The following is a 25,635-nucleotide window of genomic DNA, read 5'->3' on the forward strand; positions in this document are numbered from 1 at the left end:
CCCGGACGCTACCGGCCTGGGCCCTCATCCGTGGCCCTGCACGGGCCGTCGTGGTCGTCGCGGCGTCGGCAGCGGGCGGCCCCGTCGAGCTTGGCGTCACACCAGGTTCGGGTGCGCAGGAACTGGCGATCCTCCTCGCTAAGGGTGGTCTCGCCGAAGTCGATAGCGGTGACGTGGCCGAGCGAGTCGCGCAGGGCTGCAGCCAGGATGATGGCCCCGTCGAGGCTGGTCAGGGTCGTGGGAAGGTGGATGATCCACCGGGGTGAGGTCATCGCTGCCACCGGCTGTTAGGTGAACCTGGATCTGTGTGACGGCAGCCGGTGTGTCGGGACTGCCACTGCCGCAGCGCCTGGCGGATGCGCTCGGCCTCGGTGTTCGCCGTGGTCAGCTCGCGGTGCAGGCGTTCGAGTTCGTCGGCTACGCGGTTGAGGTAGTCGTGCACTTGGGCGGGCTCGAGGCCGCGCCAGCGGGTGTCGAAGGAGGCGGCGCGGGCGTGGTGCGGATACAGGCGTTCGCCGGTCACGTAGATCATCGCTGCGGCGCCTCCTGCTCGGCGATCAGCGTGACGATCTGCCGGTCGGTGAGGCCGCGTCGGTCGAGGTCCCGGCGGCGCCAGCGGTGCAGCCGGCACGGGTGGGGTGCGCGGTCGTTGCGACACCCCTGACCGTCGGGCCATTGCTCGGCGGCGTGCACCGTGACGGCTTTGACGGCGAAGCCGACGTCTTCGGCGGTGACGTAGGGCGGTAGGGGTAGTTCGCCGAGGATCTCGCCGGATCGAGTCCATGTCCCTCCTTGAACGGTTGTTTGCGGCGCCGAGGCGGGCGGGGGCGGCCGGTACGACCGCGCGTCCGTACCGGCCGGAGCCCAGCACCCACCCCGGCCTGCCTGTTTCCGGCTGCTGTCTAACTGCCGGAGGCCCTGTCTTCTGCACCTTCGTGGGACAGGGGGTCGTGAAGCTTTTGCACGTCGGAGCAGCCCGCTCACCGGCACCTATCGGGGGATTCGGCTGGCGAGGAGTGCCGCTCCGACGAAGGAGCCACCGCAGTGCCTAGCTGGGGTGTTTCCTCGCCTCCGCAGTTTACCGACGTTACTGGTAAAGTCAACGTTGCTCTTGAAGTTCTCCCGGCTCGCGTGGTCTGATGGACGGGCCTAGCTGGGAGTACTTTGCATGCCCGCACCACGGAAGTTCGAGCCGCACTACCGGCGGATCATCGCCGACATCAGGGAGCGCATCGCCTCGGGTGAGTGGCCTCCCGGGCACAAGCTGCCGTCCACCAAGGCGCTCGCCGATATGTACGACGTCGGCAGCCAATCCACGGTCCGCCAGGCCATCACGATTCTCATCGAGACCGGCGAGCTGTACGGCCACCAAGGCTTAGGGGTGTTCGTCGCCCTCCCGCAGGCCGGCGGTGGGGTGACCCATGGGCATGCCTGACGGCTCCCCGGGCGCCTGGCTGATGCTGGCTGTCGGTGCGGAACGGCAGCATGGCGGCAACGACGGCTATGACGACGACCCGGACGTCCATTACAGCTGGGACGAGACCGTTCCGAACGCCCGGACTGTGGCTGTGGGAGATCGAATCATCCTGTGGGACAAACGAGCGGTCATCGGCGGCTCGGTGATTGAGGAGATCGAGACCGGCTACGCAGAGAAGATTCTCTACCGGTGCCCTCGCTGTAAGGGCGCGAACATCAAGAGACGCAAACGGGAATCCCCCCCGTTTCGGTGCTTCCCCTGCTCGGACACCTTCCCGACGGCGTTGACGCAGGTAAAACGGGTAGAGACTTTCCGCTCACGTCATGACGCCAACTGGATTGACCTCGGCCGGTGCCTGGACGGGCGAACCCTGCGCAGCCTTTGCCTCTCCCCGAAGTCGCAGCTCAGCATGCGGCCACTGCGCTGGGAGGCGTTTACCAATGCACTGCGCAAGGTTGGCCGGACGCAGGGTGCAGCCTTCTTGGACGAAGCGACACAGTGGACGCAGTCGCACTTAGGCGGACACCGGCAGGCAAGGGTGCGCGTTCGAATTGGCCAGGCTGGCTTCAGGGAACGCTTGCTCGCCGCGCATGGGTCAGTGTGCGCCTTCACTGGACCTTGCCCAGCCGGAGCACTGGAGGCGGCTCATCTGTACAGCTACGCAGCAGTTGGCCAGCACCATAACGATGGCGGCCTACTGCTCAGGCGGGATGTTCACCGCCTGTTCGATCAAGGAGACATCGCTGTCGACCCACGCACCCTGACGATCAGCCTGCGAGATGAGCTGCTTAGGTACCCGGGTTACGCGCCTCTGCGTGGCCGGCAGCTCTGGACGAGCTTGGGACGTGGGCATGTCGCGTGGGTAGAAAAGCATTGGGATCAACACCGCGCAGGTCATCGTTCGGCAGACGAGGCTGCCCCGGGCAGCGAAGTCGTGGCCGCACCCAAAAGCAGCGCCGACATGGCGTGGGCAAGGCCAGATGGCCTATGCATGGTCAACGAGACGACAACTCCACACACCGCGGCACGTAGTGGCCGACTGAATGATCGAGCGGCAGAAGGCCATTATCCCCGACTTGGTGACCGGCCGGATGGCATGCCGGTCACTAGGCTGTGACGGGCTATGACCCACGGCGGTCGCCGATGGGTCTGCGGTCCGGACACACGCTCCGCGCAGTGGTTGGCCGTGTCAGTATCTCGAATGGGCGTTGCTCCGACGGTCGCGGCATGCATAACTACCCGGAGCTGTGCCGGACCACCCCGCCAACCACATTGCGAGATCGACGTGCAGGCGCGTGCGGTACCGCCGATAAGACGTTGCCGCAGGTAAGGATTAGGACGTTGCGAAGACACCCAGCTGCGACACTGCCTTCCTGTGTGATCACCCCGGCACCCCCCGTTGATGGACCGACTACCAAGCCGGTTGTAGGGGGATCGAACGCTGGCGTGCGGGGCGCTTGGGCCACCCATCACCTTCGAGCGGTCTGATGACCGACCCTCAGCGTCCCCGCTCCACAAAGCAGAGTGCGGATTATAGCGAGTGGGTTCCCACGGTCGAGGGATCACACCTGAGGGGGCGACGCACTCGGAATACAGCCCCTGAGATTGCACTGCGGCAGGCAGTTCATGCTCTCGGCCTTCGCTTTCGACTCGGGCGAACTCTGGCGAATCGGTGCAAACCGGATTTGGTATTCCCTGGTCCGCGTGTCGCAGTGTTCGTCGATGGCTGCTTCTGGCACGGCTGCCCGCAGCATGGTCCCTCCCGCTTCAAGGGCCCCAACGCACAGAGATGGGCAGCGAAGATCGCTACGAACAGGGTGCGTGATCAGCGGGTGGTTACGGAGTTGGGTGAGGCCGGCTGGCGAGTGGTCAGAGTGTGGGAGTGCGAGGTGCGACGCGGTGCCGGGGAGGCGGCTCTCCGGGTTGCCCGGGAGGTGCGCGGGCCGTCGTGGGTCCCGCCCACTGCAAAGTGAGCCCCAAGGCAGGACCGACAGCCTGGTTTGTCCACAGCCGCCAGCACCCGGCAGAGAGGTGGCGGGCCAACGGAACAGTCGGACGCATGTTCTAGTTTCTTGCGTGTCTGCTGGTGGGGCATCATTCAGGAGCGTTCGTGGTGAGTTCCATCTCTGGCCGACGGAGATGAATCCCCGGAAGCTCGAGGCTTGCATCCGAGCAACTTGCAGGAGGAGCTCGTCGTGCCGTCCGCAGGTTGGTCGTAGGAAGTCAGGTGCGTCCCATGGGACGGCAGCCAGGAGAGTGTGACATCCTGGTCCCCATCGTCGTTGTCGGAACGGAGAAAGCGTCGTGAGCGTGCGGAACCTATACAGCGTTGCCCCATCTGCTGCCCGGTTGACTGACTCGCTGCGTGACATCGGCTACGACTTCCCGACCGCGGTAGCTGACGTGGTCGACAACAGCGTCGCTGCGGGCGCAAGCCGCGTCGAGATCGACATCGTGTTCGAGGGGGCCGATTCGTGGGTGATGATCGCTGACGACGGCGAGGGTATGAGTGCCAATGGCCTGTTGGAGGCGCTGCGCTACGGCAGCCGACGCGACTACGGTCGGGGCGACCTCGGCCGGTACGGATTGGGCTTGAAGACCGCTTCGCTCTCACAGTGCCGATCCCTCACCGTCATCAGCCGGCGAAGAGCGGCTAACGCCCGCACCGTGTCGCGGATGATCGACCTCGACCTCATCGCCGAGGTAGATGACTGGGTAGTGGCCGAACCTGCCAACGACCAGCAGGTCGCTCGCGCCCGAGAGGTGGTGGCGGACGCTGGTGGGACCGTGGTGCTCTGGCGCGGCCTTGACCGCGTCCTGCCAGAGCGCAAGCCGGAGGGTGGGTGGGCGCGCCGGCGGCTGGAGGCGCTTGCGGGCAGAACAGCGGACCACCTGGGTACGGTCTTCCACCGTTTTCTCGAAGGCGAGGTCGGGCCCGGGCTTGTGATCACGGTCAACGGCGAGAAGGTCCGGCCGTGGAACCCGTTCGCTCCGAATGAGCCGGCGCGGGAGGCGCTTCCCCCACTCCGTTTCGAGGTAACCGTCGGCGAGGCCACCGGCACGGTGACTCTGCAGCGATACGTCCTGCCGTCTCGGGACCAGTTCACCTCGCAGGCGGAGTTCGAGCGGCTGTCGGGGCCGCTGAACTGGAACCGTCAGCAGGGCCTGTACATCTACCGTGCCCAGCGGCTCGTCCAGTGGGGCGGCTGGAACGGCATGCGCGGCATCGACGAGCACACCAAACTCGCGCGAGCGTCGCTGCACTTCGACACCGACCTCGACATCATGTTCAACATCAATGTGGCGAAGATCAGGGTCGCGATGCCACCGCAGCTACGTCAGCTACTCGAGCGCCCGGTGCACGAGCTGTGTATGCGGGCGGACGATGCCTACCGCAAGAACTCACGGGTTACCTCAGCGCCTTCGATCGGCTCTGAGCAGCTGGCGGCAGTGTCCCGAGCTGAGGCGTCGGGAACGACTCCTCCCATGCCGGTCGTCGGACTGGCGCTGCGCGCCGCGGCGATGCATGCCGGTGAGTATGCGGCCCTGCAGCGCATTGGAGAGACGTTGCGGGCCGAAGCCCCCGACGTCGCCGCGGCGCTCGGCTTCAGGGGCTGACCACCTGCTGCCGCTCGGTGCCGCGTCTGGCCGCCTCACTGCATGCCTCGCTGAGCGGGCAACGGACACAGGCGGGATCGGTGGGGCGGCAGATCGAGGTGGCCAGCTCGATCAGGCCAAGGTGTGCTCGCCGCACGTCGGTGTCATCGCCGATCATCCGGGCAACGGCCAGACGCCCAGCGGTCATCCTATTGCTGCGTTCGACATGCTCACCAGTGAAGCGGGCGGCGACGCGGTGAGTACCTTTGGTGATGAGGACTGGTTCCTCCGCGTTGTCCTCGTCGCGCGCTGGAATCGCGAGGACGGCGAGATCGATCACCGAGGCGTCGACCCCGCTAAGGCTGTGGACCTTGCCGTCGTCAAGCAGGTCCGGTTGCGAGGCGAGCGTGCGCGCCAGTTCGAGCAGTCGCTCCGCGCGATGCTCGCGGTTGATCCACCGGCCGATCTCAACGAGCTCGTCGCCGGCGTCGACGGTGTCCTGCGGCTGCGCCCACCGTTCGAGCAGTGGCCAGAGAATTTGGACCTGCTCGGGGACCGCCCGGTCGAGAAGCATCTCCGCGGAGATAACCTGCCACCGCGTACCGGCGCGCAACCACGGGAGGGCCGGCTCGGCGAGGTTGTCGAACCAGGTGGCGAGAGCTCGGGCTATGTCGCGGCTGCGGTAGGGAGCTGGCTTGGCGGCGTCCAGCGCTGACATGACCGCGCGCCCGAGCTGGGCGCCGAGCGCCGGAGGCACGGCGTTGCCAATCTGGCGGAACGCAGCCGAGGGCGGACCGGCGAAGCGGAACCAGTCGGGGAAGGTCTGCAGGCGCGCTGCCTCCCGCACGGTCAGTGTCCGGTCCTGGCGGGGATGGATGTACCAGTAACCGTCCTTGGCGATGTGCGCGGTGATGGTGCGGGAGTAGGTGTCCTCACTCAAGCGTTTGTACTTATCGTCGAAAATGTCGTCACGGTAGCGCTTGACGTCCTCGGGTAGGTCTGAGTACCTGGTTCCCGCATCCATCATGTCGAAGGCGCGCTGGTCGTCTTCGCGTACGGGCCGCGTGATGTGGTCATAAACCTTGCCAGTGTCCGCCGGTGCCACACCCTGACGCATCTGCTTCTGGAATGCAGATGCAGGGCCGGCGTAGTCTGCCCAACCGTCCGCGCCGCCCTCCGGCCTCCAACCGCCCTCGACCTCAGGTAGGTCACCGATCGCATTCCACACCGACACTCGGTCCGGTACCTCCTGCGGCCAGTCGAAGGCGATCCCATCTCGCAGGGCGACCAGGATCAACCGCTGGCGGAATTGAGGCACCCCGTAGCGGAGGGTGTCGACGACCCGTTCTTCGACTGCGTAACCAATCGACTCCAGCTCGTGCACCATCGTGCGGAGAATGAACATCTCCCGGTCGAGTGCCATGTCGGGGACGTTTTCCATGATCACGGCGGCCGGCCCGGCCAGCTGGATGACCTCCAGGAATGAACGCCAGAGGTCTCGGCGTTCGTCGTGCGCCGGACGAAGACCGTGGCGAACCTGGTGACGGATTAGTGAGCGGCCCGCCCGGGAAAAGGGTTGGCACGGTGGGCCACCGGCCAGCAGCTCGATCCCCGCCTCCTTGACCAGCGCGGCGATCCGCCGAACGTTGGCGGACTCTCCGAGGTCGCAGTCGAGGGTGAGGCCCGGGTAGTGGTGTCGGTGAGTCTCGACGGACTCGGGGTCTCGGTCGGCCGACAGGACCACACGAAACCCGGCCTCGGTGAGACCAAGACTCAGGCCGCCAGCGCCGCTGAACAGGTCCGCTGCCAGCCGCTCACCTCGCTCACGACACGCGGCGGCGAAGCGGAGGAACTCGTTGTCGTCCGCGCACGCCTCGGGGTGCGGCGCAAGACGGACGAACGGGCCGCGCACGAGCTTGACGCCGTAGCCTGCCCGCCGCCGTTCGACGGTGTCGTCCGTCACCCCTGTCACCTCCCCCAATGCTCAGAATCTCCTGGGCAGGTTACCTCTGCGGCCGACGCGGTGCGTCGGCTGCCCGGGTGTTGTCGCGACGGCCTGTGCCACAGGTTCCGACGAGACTCATCGGGCTGCGGACGGGTCACGTCGATTCGGGGGACCCGGAACAGGACCGATGCGGTGATCACGGCTCAGCCCGCAGGGTCTTGCCGGTCCTGTTCTTTCATGGAAGGTTGACGCTGTCAGTGACCGAGTCGGTGCGTACCGTCTCCTGACTAGCGATCCTCCGGAGAACTGGGTGCCCCTCACAAGTCCGACCATGATGTGCGGCTCGTCTACCGTGCCAGCGGCCTGTGGCACAGGGCCGCGCATGGGTCAGCGCGTTGGGCTGGCCGGGACGTTTATGAACTCATGGATGAGGGCCATCGTCAGCTTGTGCCAGGCCGGGCCGCATGAGTGGGGCCCCGAGCAGGTATCCGGAGACGTCGGCGAGGACTCGGACGGTCACGCGCCGGCGCATGCCGGAGCCATGGGGGCCCCGGGCCGGCACGGGCAACTTGGTGGGGCGCGTCAGGCTGTGCCCGGCCAGCGGGATGCCGGCGAGGGTGGTCATCGGCGGCACTCCCGTTCTGGGCGGCGTGTATCTGACCGCCGGGCGTCTCTCCGGGGGCGTTGTCCTGTCTGGACTGGCGACAAACTGCCACGTGACCGCCCAGATGCCGCCGACTAACCTGAACGTGGCTCAAGGTGGTTTGTGCGGGCCGCTGGACGTTCGGGTGCCGCTCTGAGGGAAATCCGTTGAGGGGTTAAGGGATGGACGAGACGGTAATCCGTCAGACGATGATTGACAGAATGCGGCGCCACGGGGAGTCGATCGAGCAGGCAGCTGATTCTATCGCCCGCGGGTTCAACATCGCCCTGTCGGACCTTGATCAGGTGGTCGAAAATATCCGACGTGAGGGCGCACGCAACAAGCTGCTGGACTCTCCTCCAGGGGTGATGGCCGAGACGGTGGATGAGGCCCGGCTCTCGGGTTGGTACTCCGGCCCCGAGGCCGGTGACGAGCTCTGGCCGCGGTTACGCGCGCGGCTCGAGTCCAGCCCGATGAGTGATGTGCTCGACGAGATTGACGCGGCATCGACGAAGGTTGTGGCAAACCTGGCCGACCCTGCAGTCCACGGGCTACACAAGCGCGGACTCGTGGTCGGCTATGTCCAGTCGGGAAAGACGGCAAACTACACGGCGGTGATGGCGAAGGCCGCCGACGCCGGTTATGGATTGTTTATCGTCCTGTCGGGAATGTTCGACAATCTTCGTCACCAGACCCAGGTGAGACTGTCGCGTGACATCGTGGACCACGACTGGGTGCCGTTGACGACGAGGGATGCCGACTTCGGCAAAGTGACGAAGGGCTCGGCTTTCCTGGCACGTGGCGTGAAGTCGATTGCTGTGGTGAAGAAGAACCAGTCCCGGCTGAGGTCCCTACGGGACTGGCTGCGGGACATTCCGGAGGACATCCGACGTCGGGTGCCGGTGTTGCTGCTCGACGACGAGGCCGATCAGGCCACGCCGAATTCGGCCTCCGCGAAGGATCGGCAGACCCGGATCAATGCGTTGGTGCGGGAGATTTGGGCCGCGATTCCCACGGGGACATATCTCGGCTACACAGCAACCCCGTTCGCGAACATCTTCATGGATCCGGACGACGAGCAGGAGCTCTATCCAGCGGATTTCATCATCGACCTGCCCAGGCCAGAAGCGTACTTCGGTGCGGAGCGGCTTTTCGGCCGCGAGCCACTCGACGATGCCGACGTACCGGATCCGGGGCTAGACATGGTACGCGACATCCCCGAGGAGGACGCCGAAGAGCTCAAGCCGCCGAGCAAGAAGGACGAACGCGAGGATTTCGATCCCGAGCTACCGACCTCGCTGGTCGATGCGGTGCACTGGTTCTTGGTCGCCACGGCGATCCGCCGGGCCCGTGGGCAGAGGACCGCCCACAGCTCAATGTTGATCCACAACACCCACTACACGACGCCACACTTCGCCATGAAACGGCGCCTCGACGACAAGCTGGCCACCATACATACGGCCTGGCAGCATGGCCGCCGCGCGGATCTCCGTAACTCCTACCTGCGGGAAGGAACACGTGCGGAGGAGGTGGCGACCAAACCGCTCCCAGACTGGACGCAGGTCGAGGCGGAGCTCGGTGATGTGCTCAAGGCCGTCCGGGTAGTCGTCGACAACGGATTCTCGGATGACCGGCTTGACTACGACCGGATCGGCTCTGACGGCCAAGCCCTGGCGGAGACGGTGGTGGCTGTCGGCGGCGGAACGCTCTCCCGGGGCCTGACGCTGGAGGGTCTGGTGGTTTCGTACTTCACCAGGACGTCGAACACCTACGACACGCTTCTGCAGATGGGACGCTGGTTCGGTTATCGGCCCGGGTACGAGGATCTGCCGCGGATCTGGATGCAGGCCGGCCTCGCAGAGGACTACAGGTTCCTGGCGCTGGTCGAGCATGAGATCCGTCAGGACATGCGGCACATGGAGCGGATGAAGGTGACACCGCGCCAGCTTGGTGTGCGCGTGCGGGCGCATCCCGGGCGGCTGGCGATTGTCGCCCGTAACAAGATGCAGCACGCCGACATTGTCCGGGTGTCGTATGCGGGTGAGCGGCTGCAGACGTTCATCTTTGACGAAACCGATGTGGAGACGATTGCCGCCAACCATGCCGCATTCACCGATTTCATCGTCGGGTGCCGTGGGACCACGACAGAGGAGGCTTCTCCGTCTACGGCGCGGTGGTCCTTCCGGGATGTCTCTCCCAAGCTGGTCACGTCACTGCTCCAGGCGTACCAGTTCCATCCGGAGCAGGTGGGTCTGCGCCGGGATCACATGATCGGTTGGATCGACCGGGCCGCACCCGACAATCTGTGGAACGTTGTGGTAATCGGCAGCAAGAAGGTACATCGCACCGAAGACGACCAGCCAGTCGATCTCGGGGACGTCGACCTCGGTCTCTCCCAGCGCGTGCCCACGGTGAACCGTGCCCCTCTTCGCACCTCAGCGGTGGGCCAGGCGAACATCAAGGCGCTCCTGTCCCACAGCGACTGGTTCGCAGATCTGGCACCGGATGTGGTCAGGGAACTCGGGGAGGCGACGAGTGATCCGCGCCAGGTGCGCCGCCAGTTGTGCAATGGTCGTGGACTGGTGATCCTCTACCCTGTCAGCCGGCACTCGATCCCACTTGGGGCGGCACGGAAGACCGACAGTCGCCGGCCGATGGAAGCGCCGGACCATCTGATGGGCTTGGGCCTCATCTTCCCCGAGGTCGAGCGGGAGGGATATTCCGACGAGGGAACCTACTACTCGGTGCACCCCGACTGGGAGGTCTCGGCGACCGATGATGACGAAGACCTACCCGTGGACCGGGAGGGCAGCCACACGATCGATGGCGAGAAAGTAGTAGTCCGATCATGACCGACGTCGCGGAGCACTTCGTCCTTCTAGAGGCGGAGAGCCGTCAAGTTGCCGGCAGCGCACTGCTCACGCGTCCGGTCGGTCTACTCGTGGAGGGACACGAGGTACTGATCGCGGTCGACGCCGCCCATCAGAGACACCTGCTCATCCCGTTGGCCGACGCGCGGGTCGAGAGCGATGACGCCAGTCAGGGCGTGACCCTGCGGCCGAGGGCTCTGCGAATGAGCACCGGCGACATCGCCTATCTAGACATCCACTGCCAGATCGCCTCACTCGGGCTCGTGTTTGAGCGTCTTGCGGAGGACGTCATCAGTCGGCTGCTGGTCGACGCGAGTGCTCCGGTCGCCACGTGCCGTCGTGTATTGGACGAGTGGCGTGCCCTGCTGCGCGCAGCCACCCAGGGCGTGTCTCGGGACGTAGTGGTCGGACTGGTCGGTGAGCTGGAGGTCCTACGGTTACTTGCCCGTCATGACGCCGCGGGCGCGCTGGACGCATGGAGAGGCCCCGACAGGGGTGCCCACGATCTGGTGCGGGGCGGCCATGCGATCGAGGTGAAGACGGTGACCTCGGTGGACGGGTCCTCGGTATCGATCTCGAACCTCGACCAGTTGGACTCATCACTGGTCGAGGTGCTGCACCTCGTGGTCGTTCATGCCCGGGAGGACCCTACCGGCCCAAGCCTGGACGAACGGATCGATGCGCTGATCAGCCTGGGCGTCCCGCGCAGTGCACTCCTAGCGCGAATAAGTCAGGTCGGGTACGTGTACGAGAGCGGTGTGGTCAGCAACGACAGATTCGTCGTGCGATCGGTCCGCGCATGGGAGGTCGGAGAGTCCTTCCCCGGTCTGCGCCGGAGTGACTTCAGTGAGGACCGGCTGAGGGGGGTCAGCCGGATCAGATATGAGTTGCTCGTGGATTCCGCGCCACCCCGGCTGTCGGATGTGCAGTTCGAGCAGCTCATCGCCAGGTGGGTGACCGCCGGATGACCGATGCCGAGCTCAGACGGGCCCTGGAACCAGTGCGCGAGCACTTTTTCGGTCGTGAGATCACCGTGAACACAGTTCTTGCCGCATACCTCCGAGCCCACGGTCTGCCCGCATCCGGTCGACCGTGGGAGCTGGCCAAGGCGACCATGCAGTCCGGCGGAGACTTCGACCAGGCAGTCACTGCCGCCGAGGGCGTCGCGGCCGCCGCGACTCGCGAAGCGCAAGAAGCCGAGGACGTGTGGACCGATTCCTCCGTCAGACTCCGGCCTCACCCACCCAGGCAGACCCTCGACTGGTTTCCCAAGAGATTCGGACCGGGTGATATCGACGGGGTCGGGGCCCGGCGTCTGCTGGGGACGCCGAACCTCGATCCGACGTGGGTGCTGGTGCGGGAGACTGCCCAGAACAGTTGGGACGCCCGCGGGGCGTCCACGGAGATTGATTTCACCCTCAACTTGCGCCGGCTGGACGCGGTAGGGCTGGACTTTCTGCGTGAGCGGATCTTCACTGGCGACGCACCGCGCACTGGCCTTCCCGAACTGCTCACCCGCGACGAGTTGTGGGTCCTAGAGATCTCCGACCGGGGAACCGTCGGCCTGACCGGCCCCATACGCAACGACCGAATGGTGGATCAAGGCGAGGACACTAACTTCATCGATCTGGTGTTCAACATCGGCGCGCCTCGTGATGTACATCTCGGAGCCGGAACCTACGGCTTCGGCAAGACGATCGCGTACGTCACGAGCAGTGTCGGCGCGGTTCTTATCTGGTCACGCTGTGAGGGGCGCAACGGCCTGGAACACCGACTGATCGGAAGCGCTATGAGCGATGGCTTCGACCACGACGGGCACCGCTACACCGGACGGCACTGGTGGGGTGTCGGCATCCCCGCTGCCGATCGCGTGGAGCCTGCGGTGGGAGAGGGCGCACGCGATCTCGCTCAGGCGGTCTTTGCTGGACGCTATCCGGATCGCAGCACGGGCACGAGCATCATCATCCTCGATCCACAGCTGGGTGGGGCCGACCGAGAGGAGGACGTACAGCGGCTGGCCGACGCCGTCACCTGGAACCTGTGGCCGAAGCTCGTGGCCCATGACGGCAACCGTACGCGGATGCGAATCTCCGTCGAGCTCGACGGTCAGCCGGTGCGGCTACCCTCGATCGAGGACCACCCAGAACTCAGCGGACACGCCCGGTGCCTGCTCGCCGTCCGGGCCGCTCAATCCACCCACGGACGAGCCACACCTGCGTCGCCCTATCCGGTCACGGTGCACGAGATCTGGTGCAAACTACCCTCGACCCTTCTCGGTCACCTTGCCCTCACGCGGTACCCCAGCCCTCGCGGGACGAGATCGCCGTCCCACTCCATAACGCTGATGCGTCACCAGGCGGAGTTGGTGGTCAAACAGCTGGAGCGACGGGAGCTCGACGTCGAGGGATTCCAGTGGGCCGGCGTGTTCAAGCCCGTGGCCGACGTCGACGACTCCTTCGCCATGGCGGAACCACCAGCACACGACGACTGGATACCGAAGGCGGTGAAGGAAAAGGCGCGGCGGCGGCAGGTGAACGTGGCGCTGCAACGCATCAGGGAGGCTGCTGACGAGTGGCTCGTGCCGCGCACCCGTGACCGATCGGCCGCGGAAGAGGTCTCGTCGGTGGCCCACATCGGCGACATGCTGGCCGGCCTGGTCGCCGGCGCTGACGGAACCATCTCCGTGCATCAGGATCCGTCCTCTGACGAGGACCAGGGCGGTGCCGGAACCGGGTCTCGCGGTACCGCCCAGGGCGGTCGTGCCACTCGCGGCGGCAACCGGCGCCCGGTACGACCTCGAGTGGAGCTAGTCGATACAGCTCAAGCGCCGGCTCCCGAACCCGGATGGCTCCGAACGACCCTTGATGTGAAGCTCGCGGATGTGGCGGTCGGCGGTGCCATGGTCGAGGTCAACGTGCAGGTAGGCGTTGACGGTGGCAGCCTCGCCGACGACTCCGCCGTCCGGATCCTCGGCTGGCACGACCGACCCGACGGGCCCTTCGACCCGCAGCCGCAGCGCATCCGCCAGCACGAGAGATTCCAGTACACCTTCGACTCGCGGTCTGATCTGGCGATCGATGTACAGACGCGACTGGTGGAATACTGATGGCGAGAATACGGCTCTACCCACACCGGCAGGTGGCGTCAGGGGCCGTGACATGGCACAGCTGGTGGATCGAACGTGACGGTGACCGCGCGCTGCTGCCGTCCGTGCTGACCGGCTGGGACTACGCCAGCGACGTGACAGTCGGCATCTCGGCCAGTGTGGATGCCTCGGCGGCACTTGCCAGCAGCGGCCTGGAGAGCATCGAGGATATTGAGATCCTTATCCTCGGTGACTGCCCCGACACCCAGCAACGGATCGTTGCGACCGCCGACCTTGCCACGTGTTCCGATGGCTGCCCCGTCGACATCCGGCTCCATCTGCCGCCAGGGCAGCTCGCCGGACACGTGCAGCTCTCGGCGCACCTGGTCTTGGTTCGCGACGCCGAGGGACGTACCGACCGGGTGGCCTACCAACGGGGATCCCGCCTGCACTCTTCGGACCGGTTCGTAGTGCAATTGGAGGGTGCTACTCGTCGGTTCCCCACGGAGTCCGTCGCCTTTTCGGAGGTACGGCTCGCTAGGGCGCCTTGGACGGTGCTGACCATCAACGAGGACCTTTCGGGAGCCTTCATGGGCTCCGTACGGCTCCTGATCAACACCGAACATCCCGTGGGGCAACTGATCCTCGCCACGCCCCCCGATCCCAGGATCGAGCGGTTGATCAAGGCCGATGTCATCCGTCTACTCGTCGCTCGCGCCGCGCAACATGCCCTGGAAGGACCGGCTGGCCATGAATACGAGGAGGGTTCGGTGGGCCAAGTCCTGCACACGATGTGCCGCCTGTACCTGGGCCGGAGCCTCAGAAGCGCGGCGCGGCTGTACGTTGACGATCCTGCTGAATTCGACGTTCTGCTGCACGACCGTCTGGAGCCGCTCACCGGAATCGTGGCATGAACCGATACGTATATCCTCGGCTGCCCCTTGCGATTGCCCGCGCACGAGTCGCCGAGATTGCCGAGGCTTGGACCACCGGCGGGTTGGAGGCGGTCGCCGTGTTGTCCGATGTCCTTCACCCGCACGCGGCGCCGGTGGCCACAGGCGGGAGGGTTCGCGACCCCGACCAGATCGCCGACGTTCGCCGGGCGGTCTGTGAACGCCTCAAGCCGTGGCTGGCGGACGGTGAGGTTCCACGGAGGGATTCTGCTGCCTACGACCTGCAACTGGGGCGGGTGCTCCACCAGGAACTGGACATACTTCCGGCTGACGCCGCACACGCTGGTACCTGGAGCTTCCTCAGCCTCGTCGTCCTGCCAGACGTGGCTGTCGTGCGCTTCCCGACCCTCCATGTCGATCGCCTCATCGGTACACCCCGTAATGCCCTAAGGCGGACGTGGATGCGCGAGGACGTTCTCGGTGACCTAATGCACTCCAGTGACCGGCCCCTCGGCGAGGACGAACTCGTCGGGTTATTCGAGCGCACGTCGCTGGCACGCAATCGTCGACTGATCAGGAGGCTCGCTGTCGCGGTTCAGGCCTACGACGGTACGACCGCTCGCTCGCAGTGGGCCCGCGATCTCTACGTCGGCGTCACGTACGCGACCGGTCCGCGGATACTCGATGCCCTTTCCGACTCCGAACTGGACGGGCTCATTGTGGACGCCGCCGAGCGTGCCGGACAAGCCTGAACGGGAACTCCAGACTTTGCGGCGACGAAAGGCGGTCGCGCGAGGCGTGGCCTGAGCAGGGCCGACCCCCGATCTGCTGCTGTCTCGCAGGCAAGCATGGCGTCAAGACTGCTCCGTTGGCCGCGCCGGTGCTGGCCGCCGCCGCAGCCGGGTCAGGGCAAGGCCTCCCGCCGGCGTATTGCCAAAGGCTGGTGGCCGCCGACGCGAAGTCGACGGCCATCAACGGTCAATCGGAGAAGTGGCCTATTGAACGGCTACCCGCTTCCGCGAGGAGTTCGACGCCAGCGAGGAGGACGAGCGGGTCGTCGCGGAGTACATCGAGGAGAACCTCGATACCGAGTTGCGGCAGTCCGACGAGTTCCACAGCATCGTGGATTCCCTGGTCGACGAGATCGAGAAGCGGTTCTCGACACTGGATGTCGGCGTCCTGCGGCGGATCCGGCAGGGTTAGCCGGTCAGCTGGTCGTGGAGTACCGACGACAGAACGACGTTCATCAAGTACGTCACCAGGTTCTCCAGCAACTACGCGCCACTGTTCGGCCGCCTGCTCACACCGCTGGTCAACGGGATCCGGGTCAGCGGTCCCTTCGCGCCGGAGTGGGGCTCGCGGTCGACGAAGCTCGTCCTGGTGGACGGCGAGGGTCTCGGCCACACCCCGAAGTCGGTTGCCACGCTGTCGACCCGCGTCGCCGTTCAGCTCAAGACGGTCGATGCCGTGCTGCTCGTCGACAACGCGGCGCAGCCGATGCAGGCGGCTCCGGTGGCGGCGCTGAAGGGCATCGCGGTCTCGGGCAACGCGATGAAGCTTCATCTCCTGTTCACCCACTTCGACCACGTCAAGGGAGACAACCTGCCGACCTTCTCCGCACGCGAGGAGCACGTCCTGGCTCCGGTGGAGAATGTGCTGCAGTGAACCCGGCTACACCGCGGGCTTGGGCGACGACCTGAGCCAACCCGAGGGTGCCGTCGAGCACCGCATCGACATGGTCCTGTTCCGGGGGGCGCTCGTACCCGTGTCGAGCCTCATCTTCGGCACCGAGCGGCAGACCCCCGACGGCCGGTCGGCCTAGGACCACCTCGGCTACCTGGCCGTGCTGGCGTTGCGGTAGCGCGAACGCTGCTCCGGGCTGGCGCCGAGGCGCCAGCCCAAGGTTGCCACAGCTCACGAGGCAGGGCCGAACTGACCTGGCTCAGTCGAGCTCGGACAGGAAGGCGCTGACCGCAGCGGCGAACTGCGCTTGAGCATCCTGATGCACAACGTGACCTGCTGGCAGCTCGACGAGCCGGGCCTGACCGGGGCGACGGGCGATCATCTCGCGAGCGTGATCGGCCGCCAGCTCGTCGCTGCGCGTACCGCGGATCAGAAGGGTGGGGCAGGACACCGCTACCCAGTCCGTCCAATGCTCGCCGTTGAGCGCTTTCTGGGACGCCACCGTGTCATCGATGTCGAACGAGAAGCCCCAGCCGTCTTCCGACTGCCGGAAGGAGCACTCCAGATAGGGCGCCGCCACACCCAGGGCCGAGGCCAGTGCGTCGCGGGTTGGCGCGCGGCGAGCGAGGCTTGTGGTGAACGACCAGTCGCAGTCCACCACCGCGCCGATGTCCTCGACGATCAGCGCGGTGACCCGGTCCGCGTGGCGGCTGGCGTACTGGTAGGCGTTCACCCCGCCCAGTGAGTGACCCAGCACCGCGGCGGGGCCAATCTTCAGATGCTGGTGGAGCGCGGCGACGTCGGCAACGTAGTCGTCCCGCTCATAGCTGTCGGCACGGTCGGACTCTCCATGCCCACGCTGGTCGAGCGCGATCACCCGCCATTGCGGTGCCAACGCCTTCGCCAGCGGCGCGAAAGCCGACGCTTCGTTGTAGTGCCCGTGCAAAGCCAGGAGCGGGTTACCCGGACCGCCAAAGTCCAGATACGAAAGCCTCCGACCACCAACCGTGATGAACTCCCGCATGACCTGGAATCCTAGATCAACGACCGCCGGACGCCGTTTCGCAAAGACGTTCTGCCGCTGATCGCGGTAGGCGCCGGAGGCAGTCAGGCTGCGTCCGCGTTCGGCGTGAACCTGACGTCCAGTCGCCTGCCCAAAACTCTGGCTAGCCGCTCCAGGACCGGCAGGGTCGGCACGGTCCCGCCTGCCTCGAAGCGGGCAACTGCGGACTGAGTCATACCGGCGGCTTGGGCCAACTGGCTCTGACTCCAGCCGTGCCCTTCCCGCAGGTGGCGCACCTCCTGCCCAAGCTCGAAGGCGATCCGGCTGGCCTCGTACGTCTCGGCCGCTCCCGGCTCCGCCATCCGGCGCTCACGCAGGTCGTTCCAGTCCAGACGATCACTCATCGCTCCACCCTCATAGCATCAATGCTATGAGCTGAGGAGTGCGAGAGTGCGCCTGGCGTTAGGTTGAGGGCATGGAGCAGCGGATCAGTCTGATCACTCTGGGCGTCGCGGACGTAGCCCGTGCCAAAGCGTTCTACGAGCAGCTCGGCTGGCAGGGCCAGGAGGTCGAGGAGACGGTCTTCTTCCAGGCCGGCGGCCTGGCCCTCGTCCTCTGGAGCCGCGACAAGCTCGCCGACGACGCGGGCATCGAAGGCCCGGGCACCGGCGCGATGACCCTCGCCCAGAACGTCCGCTCCCGGGCCGAGGTCGACGAGGTGATCGCCACGGCAGCAGCCGCCGGTGCCACGGTGACCAAGCCGGCCCGGGAAACCTTCTACGGCGGCTACGCCGGCTACTTCGCCGACCCGGACGGCCATCTCTGGGAGATCGCCTGGAACCCCGGCTTCACCCTCGCGGAGGACGGCACCCTCACCGTCCCCGACTTCAGCGCCATGGACTGAGGCTTCAGTCACGAACTGAGCCGCGCAGGAAAGAAGACGCAGTTCAGGGCGCCGGGGACGGGCAGAGCAGCGGGTCCAGCAGCGGCAGCTGAAGAGGATCCAGGCAGATCGCCAGCAGCCCCGGATCCGGTGACGGCGTCACGCTCGGAGTCGCGGCCGGCGTCGGCGTGAGCGACGCGACGGGCGGTGTCGGCAGGGCTGACGCGGGCGGGTCCGTGGTGGGGACCGGGCCAGGTGTCGGTACCGAACTGGCCGACGGGGCGGGGGCGACGGACGGCGCAGCGGCCGGCGGCAGGGCCACCACGACAGCAGGTTCCACCACTGTGGAGGCCGCCGATGGCCAGACAGCCGGGGCGTACGGCGCGCTCCACACGGCACTGTCGGCCGAGCCGACCCGCGACCTGGGTGCCACCGGCCCGACGGGACCGATCGGAACGAGGAGCGCCCCGGCCCTCGGCACGTCCATAGCGACGATCTCCGTCGAGGGCACCGGCCCGCGAGGACCCCACGCGCCAGGACCCAGCGCACCCGGGCCGAGCGTCACGAACACCACGGCCGCGACGGCGGCGGCGCCGAGCGCCCGCCGGTCAGGGCGTACCGCCGTCAGCGGTGCGTCGTCGGGGTCGACCAACACAACGGGCGCAGGCCGGGCGGCCCGGTGCGCGGCCAGCAACGCGTCGACCTGCGCGATGACGGCAGCGCGATCGTCGGCAGCCGCGAGTGTGAGATAGAAGCGGAAGTTCACCACGGCACTGGCCGGGACCAGCAGCCCCTGCAGTCGACCGCGGTCGGGCAGCAGGGTGACCGGGACGTCGGGGTGGTGAGCGGGGCCGACCAGATCGGCATACCGCCACTCGCGCCGGTGCTCTCCGCCACCGAAGAGCACCCGGTGGCTGGTCACGACGGCCATGCCGGTGGCGACGAGACGCAGGCCCGCCGGCAGCGCCTGGGAAGAAGTCTCAGCGAAGGAACAGAAGCCGCCCGGCCTGGGCAGCCCGGGGATGTGCCGCGCCTCGGCCTCGACGAGCTGAGCGCGAGGGAGGACCCGGAAGACGAGTTCGTCGTCGTCGAGCTTCACCGGTAGGCCGGCGCGGGGCTGCGTACACCCGAGGAAGCTGGCGGCTTCGATGCGGAGCCGGGCCAGGTGGTCGTCGCGGTGCCGCCAGGCGTCGGTGGCGTCGCGGTACGCGTGCTGTCGGCGCTCGTTCTCGCGCTCGGCCCAGGCGATCCGCCAGGGGGCGCAGGCCACAGAGGTCACGGTCACACGCGGTACAACCGCTCACGTACGTGACAGGCAACGCGACCGGGATCGATGTGTCCGCTTGTGCCCGGAAGGAGAGAGTTGCAGGTGATCAGCCGGCTCGCCGTCGGTACGGCTGCGGACCCTGGGTCGGGAACCGCGACCGGGTACGCGGTGGATACGCCTCGCAGTGCTCCGCCCAGTGCTCGGCGGCGGTGGCGAGGGCGTCCGCGGAGACGGTGAGGATCAGCGGGTAGATCGCTGTGGACGGGCGGCGCATCCACGGTGGCAGCGACTCGGCGGAGAACTCCACGATCAGCTCCAGCCGGCGGCGGCGCAACACCCGGCTGCGCAGGGCCAGGTTGGGTTCGGTGAAGCGGACCATCGCCGGTGGCGCGCTCAGCCCGAGGGCCGCGGTGGCCTGCCCGTGCAGCCAGCCGCCGAGCGCGCGGGCCTCCTCGACCATGAGGCTCGGGTAGTGGTGTGACCAGGTCTGGCCGTCGGCGGTGCGGGCGTCCACCTCGATGAGCAGCCAGTCGTGCCAGCCGGGTGTGGCCCGGTCGGGGTCGTCGGGCGGGTCGATGCCGGGCTGGTAGCCGACGGGGCGTATCCGCACCCGAGCGCCATCGTCAGACCGGATCTCCACTCGATCATTCTCGCCGACCGAAGCGGACTTTAACCCCTGAATCGGTCACTTGGTGACGGTCCGCCGCACGCCTCGGTGTTCGGCGCAGGCGTTGGACCGGCCGCCGGTCAGGCTCACCGAGCCGTCGCGGCACTGCACGAGGTAACCGCGTCCCGCCCAGAACTGCGGTACGCAGTCGAACCAGTCGCACACCTCGGCGGCCGGCTTGCGGATACGCGTGCCGCCGCAGAAGTCGTACCCCAGGGGGTTCTCCGGCGCTCCGCAGCGCGGGCCCGGGGTCGCGCTGGGCGACGGGCGTGGTGACGTTGTCGACTTCGGCGGCGGGGGCTTCAGCGCGAGCGCCGGGCCGGCCGGGCGGATCAGCGCGGGCTTCGCGCTGGCGGTGGGCGCCGGGGTGGCGGCGACGGCGACCTCCGCGCCGCCGGTCGGGTCGGACGGGTCGGACTCGATCAGCGCCGCCGGCACCAGCAGCGCGATGGCTGCCGCCACCGCGAGGGTCCTGCGGCCCCCGGGCACGAACGACGACAGCCGGGCCTGCCCGGGGGTGGCCGCGGCCGGCCGGAACGGCTTGAGCTGGGCGTGCTCGGCGATCTGCTCGTCGAGTTGGGCGACCACCGCGGGGCGCTGTTCGATCGCGTCGGCGAAGGCCAGCGTGAGCTTGAACCGGAAGTCCGGCGCGGCGTCGGTGGGCAGCAACAACCCTGAGGTACGCCGCCGGTCCAGCACCTGGATCAGGGTGACCGGCGCCGCCGGGTCGTGGGCCAGGCCGGTTATTCGGCCGTACGCCCAGTCGCGCCGGCCCCGCCCGCCGAGCAGCACGAGTCGACGGCTGGTGATCACGGCCATGCCGGCGTCGGTGACGCGTACGCCGTCCGGCCGGCGCGGACGCAGCGGCCCGGTTCGCGAGGCGACCGTGAGATCCGGCGCGGGCAGCACGGTGGTGTGCCGTACCTCGACCAGTTGCGCGGCGGGCAGTGCCCAGAGCACCACCTCGTCGGCGGCCAACTCCAACGCCAGGCCGGCGCCGGCGGCCGCCGAGCCCTGGAAGTCGGCGGCCAGGGCGCGCAGCCGCCGTAACTCGTCGTCGCGTCGCCGCCACGCCGCCTCAGCGCCGCGGTACGTGCTGACCCGCCGCACGTTCTGCCGGTGCGCCCACCGGTACCGCCATGTGGAACCCGTCGAATCAGTCTTCGCCACGCCGACTCCTTCGCCGCGCTGGCCACCAATCTGGGGGTGTCACGAGGTTTAACAGGTCCGGCGCGGCGGTCGGACACGCCGAAACGGGCGAAGTACCCGATCGGCGGAGCAACCTACACGATAGGGCGATAGTGTTGCGTCGGTTCATGTTCTCCGAGGGGGGTGGCGTTCGTGCCGGCAGTCACGCTGCCCGGGGTCGTGATCGGGGTCGACATCGGCACCACCAGCACCAAGGCCGTCGCGTACGACACCGACGGGCGGCAGCTCGGCAGCCACCTGATCGGCTACCCGCTGAACAACCCGCAACCCGGCTACGCCGAGCAGGACCCGCAACTCATCCTCGAAGCGGTGCTCAAGTCGATCAGCATGGTCGTGGCCGAGCTGGTCCAGCCGGTGGCCGGGCTGTCGTTCGGCTCGGCCATGCACAGCCTGATCGGGTTGGACCGGGACGGCAATCCACTCACCCCGTCGGTGACCTGGGCCGACTCGCGGTCCACCCAGCAGGCCGAGCGGTTGCGGGCGGTGCCGTCGGGGCTGGCCCTGCACCGGCGTACCGGCACGCCGATGCACCCGATGTCACCGCTGCCCAAGCTGCTCTGGTTCGCCGAGCAGGAGCCGAAGCTCTTCGAGCGGGTGGTGCACTGGGTGGGCATCAAGGACTGGGTGCTGCTGCGGCTCTGCGGCGCGCTGGTCACCGACCACTCGATCGCCTCGGCCACCGGCCTGCTCGACATCCACACGCTGGAGTGGGACGGCGAGGCGCTGAGCATCGCCGGCATCACCGACGAACAGCTCCCGCAACTCGTCGCCACCACCGCCGTGCTGCCCAACCTCACCCCGCAGACCGCGGCCGAGACCGGCCTGCCGGAGCGCACCCCGGTGGTGGTCGGCGCGGGCGACGGACCACTGGCGAACCTGGGCCTGGGCGCGGTGCACCCCGGCATGGTGGCCTGCTCGATCGGCACCAGCGGCGCGATGCGGGTGATGGTCGAGCGGCCCGGCGTGGACCCGCTCGGCGGGGTGTTCTGCTACGCGCTGACCGAGCAGCGCTGGGCGGTCGGTGGCGCGATCAACAACGGCGGCATCGTGCTCAAGTGGGCCGGTGCGGCGCTCGCCCCGGATCTGGGCGAGCACTCCGAGGAGGATCTGGTCGCCCTGGCTGCCCGCGCGCCGGTCGGCTCCGGTGGGCTCATCATGCTGCCGTACCTGCACAGCGAACGGGCACCACACTGGAGCGCCCTGCCGCGCGGCGCGTACGTGGGGTTGACCCACGCACACCGCCGCGAGCACCTGGTGCGGGCCGCGCTGGAGGGTGTCTGTCAGCAGCTAGCGCTGGTGCTCAGCTCAGTACGCGCGGCCGGGAACGAGGTCCGCGAGGTGCGGGCCGGTGGCGGTTTCGCCCGCAGCGGGCTGTGGCGGCAGATGCTCGCCGACGTGCTCGGCCTGCCGGTGAGCTTCCCGGCCGCGCACGAGGGGTCGAGCTTCGGGGCGGCGCTGCTCGGCATGGAGGCGCTCGGGCTGATCCCCAGCATCGACGTCGCCGCCGACCTGGTGCGGATCGAGGAGACGATCCGCCCCGACCCGGCTGCCGCCGCCACCTACGCGGCGCTGCTGCCGCTCTTCGCCGAGCTGTACGAGGCCCTCACGCCCGCCTTCGCCTCGATCCGCCGGATGGCACCCGGCCTGCCCACCGGCCCCTTACCACCGACGTGAGCGGTGCCGGCTCGCCGTTGGGTCAGGGCGCCTCCACGCTGGCGATCAGGTAGCGCCGCACATCGGCGTCGAGAATGGCCGCCTCCTGCGCGTCGTCCGGCCCGGAGCCACGGAACGCGGCCAACTGCTCCGCGGACTCCCAGCGTTCGTAGACGTGGATCCGGTCGGGCTCCAACGGATCGGCCGCCAGCAGGAAGTCGAGGCAGCCGGCGGTGGCGCGCGCCCGCGCCATGACGTCTTCGCAGCCGGCCAGGTACGCCTCGCGGGTGCCCGGTTCGACCTGCAGGCTGCCGGCGATGATCAGCATTGGTCCCCCCGGGGTGCGTGGCTGAGAAGCGTGATACCTGTGAGTCATATTTATACCTGTGGGGCATGGCGCTCGCCGGGACATTGCCGCCCGGACGGGTGACGCCGGTCCCGCCGGTCTCACCAGCCTCCGCGGCTTCATATCGTGCAAACGTGAGAAAAAGCGACAAGAGGCGCTCATCTTCCCTGCTGGGGAACTCTGCCCGCGCACCCCTGAAGGTGCTGGCGGCGGCGGTCGCGCTCGCGGTGCTCGCGACGACCGGGCCGGCCACCGCGGACGGCCCGGGCCGCGGGCCCGCCGCGGACCCGGCGCAGACGACCGAGCCGGGGTACGGGGTGGAGCCCGGTGACGGTCAGAGCCACGAGCCCGGGTTGGACCCGACGCCGGAGCGCCCGCCGACCAGCGAGGTGTCCTGGCTGTCGTTTCCCGGTGGGGTGTTCGCGGTGGACTCGCTCGGGCACACCGTGCGCTACCGCGCCTGCGACGGCGACACCGGCCGGGTCGCCGACCCGACCATGCGGGTCGCCGCCGGGGTGGCCAGCGGGGCGGTCGTCGTCGGAGGCACGGCGTACCGCTACCGGGTGCCGCTGGTCGGGCGCGGCGAGGGCACGCTGGAGGTGATCCAACGGCACCGCCCGCCGACGACCCTGACCGGCGTGGTGGTCACCAGCCCCCAACCACCCACCGACCCGGCCGCCGGGGCCCGACTGTTCCCGCTCAGCGGGCAGCTCGCCCGGGTGGTCGCCGACGCGAGCCTCAACCCGGCCGGGGTCACCGTCCGCGACCTGTCCGGCCGCTACGGCGACCAGCAGATCGCCGTCAACGGATCGCTGCGCCCCAAAGCGGCCAGCGTCATCAAACTGTGGATCCTCGTCGAGCTGCTGCGTCGGGTCGACTGTGGACAGCTCGCTCTCGACGACGGGGTGCTGGTCACCCCGGAGGACGTGGTCGGCGGCACCGGTCAGTTGCAGTTCGAGACGTTCCCGCAGGTGGTCACCCTGCACCGGCTCGCCCAGTACCTGATCAAGTACAGCGACAACGTGGCCGCGAACGTGTTGATCACCTACCTGGGTGGGTTCGCCCCGGTCAACGCGCTGATCGACTCGATGAACCAACGCTCCACCATCCTGGCCCGCCGGATGCTCGACAGCGCGGCCGCGCAACGCGGCGAGGAGAACTACACCAGCCCGGACGACGTGGTGTCCCTGCTCGGCGCGGTCTGGGACGGCGAGATCCTCACCCCCGCCTCCCGCGACCTGATGATCGGGTTCATGCGGGAACAGACCCTGAACACCAAGATCCCGGCGGCGTTGCCACCCGGCGTGCCGGTGGCCCACAAGACCGGTGACCTGCCGGACGCCTCACACGACGTCGGCTACTACCTGATCCCCGGCACCGAGACCGCCGTCGCGTTCCTCACCGCCGGACCGATGGCCACCGGCGACGAGACGGTCCGGCGGATGGCCCGCACCGTCTACGACTTCCTGGTCACCCCGGTCGAGGGAGCGGTCGAGGAGTGAGCCGACCTCAGGCACCGGGAATGTTCGCCGGCGGGTCCTCGCCCACCAGGTCGGCCGCCGGCGGGTCCGCCGACACCGGCAGCCCGAAATCCGAGTACGTCAGGTCGAGCTGGGCGGTCTGCGACTGCTCGCTGGCCAACTCGATGCGGTAGCGGACCAGCCGCCCCTGCTCGTCGACGGCCGCCGTGAACGGCACCGCCCCGGCCCGGTCACCGAGCACGCTGCCGACGCCGCTGCCCAGCACCGCGCCGCTTTGGCGCAGGTCCAGTGTGCCCGCGTACTCCCGCTCGGCGGTCTGCCGGACCCCCGCCGGCGCGCCCAACGTGCTGGCCAGTCGGGTGTTGTCCAGGCCCTGCTTGGCCGCCGGGGTGCCCGGGGCGCCGACGTGCCACCAGGTCTTGCCGTCCCAGACCGGGACGCGCCGGTCCGGGGCGGTGACCCGCACGTACACGTCCGGCCCGGTGGTCAACCGCTCGATCTTCACCACGCCGGCGGGCACCTTCAATGAGGTGGTCTCCAGACCACGCCTCGCCGTCGGGTCCCAGAGCAGCACCGTGGCGTCGCCGTCCGCGCCGCCGGTGCCGACGGTCAGCTTGTACGGCTGCTCGTCGGCCTTCGTGGCGGCGGCCTTCAGCACGCCGACCGGGTCGGCCGCGTTCGCCGACGCCGCCGGGCGACCCGCGTCCGATTCGTCGTCACCGGCGGCGACCAGCGCCCACGCCCCGGCCCCGACCGCCACCACGAGTACGGCGACAGCGGCGATCAGCTTCGGTTTCTGCACGGTCATCTCCCCCGGGCGGGGGGGGGGGGGGCCCCCCGCCCCCCCCCCCCCCCCCCCCGGGGGCGGGGGCCGCGCCCCCCCCCCGGGGGGGCCGGGGGGCGCGCCCCCCCCGGGGGGGGGCGCGGGGGGCC

The 25,635-nt window shown here is 68.1% G+C and carries 26 protein-coding genes; 14 read left to right on the forward strand and 12 right to left on the reverse strand.

Features of this window, described 5'->3' with window-relative positions:
- Positions 1–8: 8 nt before the first annotated feature.
- From ACIBD9_RS08045 to ACIBD9_RS08055, 3 genes are read right to left on the reverse strand one after another with little or no spacing between them, the layout of a single operon-like run.
- Positions 9–272 (reverse strand): hypothetical protein, encoded by a 264-nt coding sequence (locus ACIBD9_RS08045; RefSeq protein ID WP_396715616.1) that lies wholly within the window; start codon positions 270–272, stop codon positions 9–11.
- The gene (locus ACIBD9_RS08050; RefSeq protein ID WP_396715618.1) at positions 269–532 is read right to left on the reverse strand and encodes a DivIVA domain-containing protein; all 264 of its coding nucleotides are present in this window, start codon (positions 530–532) and stop codon (positions 269–271) included. Before ACIBD9_RS08050 ends, ACIBD9_RS08045 begins: the two co-directional genes overlap by 4 nt.
- Positions 529–693, reverse strand: a complete 165-nt coding sequence (locus ACIBD9_RS08055; protein ID WP_396715620.1) for a hypothetical protein — start codon at positions 691–693, stop codon at positions 529–531. The genes ACIBD9_RS08050 and ACIBD9_RS08055 overlap by 4 nt, the downstream gene beginning before the upstream one ends.
- A gap of 475 nt (positions 694–1,168) precedes the next feature.
- Here ACIBD9_RS08055 and ACIBD9_RS08060 point away from each other — a divergent pair, with 475 nt between their 5' ends.
- The 4 genes from ACIBD9_RS08060 (at position 1,169) to ACIBD9_RS08075 (ending at position 5,095) form a co-directional block, all read left to right on the forward strand.
- Positions 1,169–1,435, forward strand: coding sequence for a GntR family transcriptional regulator (locus ACIBD9_RS08060; RefSeq protein WP_396715622.1), 267 nt, complete (start codon positions 1,169–1,171; stop codon positions 1,433–1,435).
- Positions 1,422–2,594 carry an HNH endonuclease gene (locus tag ACIBD9_RS08065; protein ID WP_396715624.1) on the forward strand — a complete coding sequence of 391 codons (1,173 nt, stop codon included), beginning with the start codon at positions 1,422–1,424 and terminating at the stop codon, positions 2,592–2,594. Before ACIBD9_RS08060 ends, ACIBD9_RS08065 begins: the two co-directional genes overlap by 14 nt.
- Before the next feature lie 370 nt (positions 2,595–2,964).
- Positions 2,965–3,450: a very short patch repair endonuclease gene (locus tag ACIBD9_RS08070; RefSeq protein WP_396715626.1), complete on the forward strand. Its 486-nt coding sequence runs from the start codon at positions 2,965–2,967 to the stop codon at positions 3,448–3,450.
- Positions 3,451–3,826: 376 nt separating this feature from the next.
- On the forward strand, positions 3,827–5,095 hold the full coding sequence (locus tag ACIBD9_RS08075; protein WP_396715628.1) for an ATP-binding protein: 1,269 nt from the start codon (positions 3,827–3,829) through the stop codon (positions 5,093–5,095).
- On the opposite strand, the gene dcm is transcribed toward ACIBD9_RS08075, so the two are convergent.
- Positions 5,085–7,037 carry a DNA (cytosine-5-)-methyltransferase gene (dcm, locus tag ACIBD9_RS08080; RefSeq protein WP_396715630.1) on the reverse strand — a complete coding sequence of 651 codons (1,953 nt, stop codon included), beginning with the start codon at positions 7,035–7,037 and terminating at the stop codon, positions 5,085–5,087. The genes ACIBD9_RS08075 and dcm overlap by 11 nt on opposite strands.
- Positions 7,038–7,844: 807 nt before the next feature.
- Here dcm and ACIBD9_RS08085 point away from each other — a divergent pair.
- From ACIBD9_RS08085 to ACIBD9_RS08105, 5 genes are read left to right on the forward strand one after another with little or no spacing between them, the layout of a single operon-like run.
- Positions 7,845–10,514: a Z1 domain-containing protein gene (locus ACIBD9_RS08085; RefSeq protein WP_396715632.1), complete on the forward strand. Its 2,670-nt coding sequence runs from the start codon at positions 7,845–7,847 to the stop codon at positions 10,512–10,514.
- Positions 10,511–11,500: a PD-(D/E)XK motif protein gene (locus ACIBD9_RS08090; protein ID WP_396715634.1), complete on the forward strand. Its 990-nt coding sequence runs from the start codon at positions 10,511–10,513 to the stop codon at positions 11,498–11,500. The genes ACIBD9_RS08085 and ACIBD9_RS08090 overlap by 4 nt, the downstream gene beginning before the upstream one ends.
- Positions 11,497–13,638, forward strand: coding sequence for a hypothetical protein (locus ACIBD9_RS08095; protein ID WP_396715636.1), 2,142 nt, complete (start codon positions 11,497–11,499; stop codon positions 13,636–13,638). Before ACIBD9_RS08090 ends, ACIBD9_RS08095 begins: the two co-directional genes overlap by 4 nt.
- A 47-nt stretch (positions 13,639–13,685) precedes the next feature.
- The gene (locus ACIBD9_RS08100) at positions 13,686–14,531 is read left to right on the forward strand and encodes a hypothetical protein (RefSeq protein ID WP_396715638.1); all 846 of its coding nucleotides are present in this window, start codon (positions 13,686–13,688) and stop codon (positions 14,529–14,531) included.
- The gene (locus ACIBD9_RS08105; protein ID WP_396715640.1) at positions 14,528–15,262 is read left to right on the forward strand and encodes a hypothetical protein; all 735 of its coding nucleotides are present in this window, start codon (positions 14,528–14,530) and stop codon (positions 15,260–15,262) included. Before ACIBD9_RS08100 ends, ACIBD9_RS08105 begins: the two co-directional genes overlap by 4 nt.
- A 226-nt stretch (positions 15,263–15,488) precedes the next feature.
- On the opposite strand, the gene ACIBD9_RS08110 is transcribed toward ACIBD9_RS08105, so the two are convergent.
- The gene (locus ACIBD9_RS08110; protein WP_396715642.1) at positions 15,489–15,914 is read right to left on the reverse strand and encodes a hypothetical protein; all 426 of its coding nucleotides are present in this window, start codon (positions 15,912–15,914) and stop codon (positions 15,489–15,491) included.
- Here ACIBD9_RS08110 and ACIBD9_RS08115 point away from each other — a divergent pair.
- Entirely contained in the window at positions 15,891–16,175 is a 285-nt protein-coding gene (locus ACIBD9_RS08115; protein ID WP_396715644.1) for a hypothetical protein, read from the forward strand. The genes ACIBD9_RS08110 and ACIBD9_RS08115 overlap by 24 nt on opposite strands.
- Before the next feature lie 19 nt (positions 16,176–16,194).
- Positions 16,195–16,332, forward strand: a complete 138-nt coding sequence (locus ACIBD9_RS08120; protein WP_396715646.1) for a hypothetical protein — start codon at positions 16,195–16,197, stop codon at positions 16,330–16,332.
- 120 nt (positions 16,333–16,452) lie between these two features.
- Here the strand turns inward: ACIBD9_RS08120 and ACIBD9_RS08125 are convergent, their stop codons facing one another.
- Together ACIBD9_RS08125 and ACIBD9_RS08130 are read right to left on the reverse strand one after the other, a co-directional pair.
- Positions 16,453–17,217 carry an alpha/beta fold hydrolase gene (locus tag ACIBD9_RS08125; RefSeq protein WP_396715648.1) on the reverse strand — a complete coding sequence of 255 codons (765 nt, stop codon included), beginning with the start codon at positions 17,215–17,217 and terminating at the stop codon, positions 16,453–16,455.
- 83 nt (positions 17,218–17,300) lie between these two features.
- Positions 17,301–17,600 carry a multiprotein-bridging factor 1 family protein gene (locus tag ACIBD9_RS08130; protein ID WP_396715650.1) on the reverse strand — a complete coding sequence of 100 codons (300 nt, stop codon included), beginning with the start codon at positions 17,598–17,600 and terminating at the stop codon, positions 17,301–17,303.
- 71 nt (positions 17,601–17,671) lie between these two features.
- Between ACIBD9_RS08130 and ACIBD9_RS08135 the strand changes: the two genes are divergently transcribed.
- Complete coding sequence (locus tag ACIBD9_RS08135; protein WP_396715652.1) at positions 17,672–18,100, forward strand: VOC family protein; 429 nt, start codon at positions 17,672–17,674, stop codon at positions 18,098–18,100.
- Positions 18,101–18,143: 43 nt separating this feature from the next.
- Here ACIBD9_RS08135 and ACIBD9_RS08140 read toward each other — a convergent pair whose 3' ends face one another.
- From ACIBD9_RS08140 to ACIBD9_RS08150, 3 genes are all read right to left on the reverse strand, one after another.
- Complete coding sequence (locus ACIBD9_RS08140) at positions 18,144–19,358, reverse strand: hypothetical protein (RefSeq protein WP_396715654.1); 1,215 nt, start codon at positions 19,356–19,358, stop codon at positions 18,144–18,146.
- A 94-nt stretch (positions 19,359–19,452) separates the two neighbouring features.
- Complete coding sequence (locus tag ACIBD9_RS08145; protein WP_396715656.1) at positions 19,453–19,956, reverse strand: hypothetical protein; 504 nt, start codon at positions 19,954–19,956, stop codon at positions 19,453–19,455.
- A gap of 75 nt (positions 19,957–20,031) precedes the next feature.
- A complete protein-coding gene (locus ACIBD9_RS08150) occupies positions 20,032–21,183 on the reverse strand; it encodes a hypothetical protein (RefSeq protein WP_396715658.1) in 1,152 nt (383 codons plus the stop codon).
- Between the two features lie 171 nt (positions 21,184–21,354).
- On the opposite strand from ACIBD9_RS08150, the gene ACIBD9_RS08155 reads away from it, so the two are divergent.
- The gene (locus ACIBD9_RS08155) at positions 21,355–22,896 is read left to right on the forward strand and encodes a gluconokinase (RefSeq protein WP_396715660.1); all 1,542 of its coding nucleotides are present in this window, start codon (positions 21,355–21,357) and stop codon (positions 22,894–22,896) included.
- A gap of 22 nt (positions 22,897–22,918) precedes the next feature.
- Here ACIBD9_RS08155 and ACIBD9_RS08160 read toward each other — a convergent pair whose 3' ends face one another.
- A complete protein-coding gene (locus ACIBD9_RS08160; RefSeq protein ID WP_396715662.1) occupies positions 22,919–23,203 on the reverse strand; it encodes a putative quinol monooxygenase in 285 nt (94 codons plus the stop codon).
- A gap of 152 nt (positions 23,204–23,355) precedes the next feature.
- On the opposite strand from ACIBD9_RS08160, the gene ACIBD9_RS08165 reads away from it, so the two are divergent.
- Entirely contained in the window at positions 23,356–24,723 is a 1,368-nt protein-coding gene (locus ACIBD9_RS08165; RefSeq protein ID WP_396715664.1) for a serine hydrolase, read from the forward strand.
- A gap of 7 nt (positions 24,724–24,730) precedes the next feature.
- On the opposite strand, the gene ACIBD9_RS08170 is transcribed toward ACIBD9_RS08165, so the two are convergent.
- Positions 24,731–25,504: a hypothetical protein gene (locus ACIBD9_RS08170; protein ID WP_396715666.1), complete on the reverse strand. Its 774-nt coding sequence runs from the start codon at positions 25,502–25,504 to the stop codon at positions 24,731–24,733.
- Between the last annotated feature and the right edge of the window lie 131 nt (positions 25,505–25,635).

Origin of the sequence: Micromonospora sp. NPDC050784 (assembly GCF_044456765.1) — a bacterium.
In the GTDB taxonomy this organism is placed as follows: domain Bacteria; phylum Actinomycetota; class Actinomycetes; order Mycobacteriales; family Micromonosporaceae; genus Micromonospora; species Micromonospora foliorum.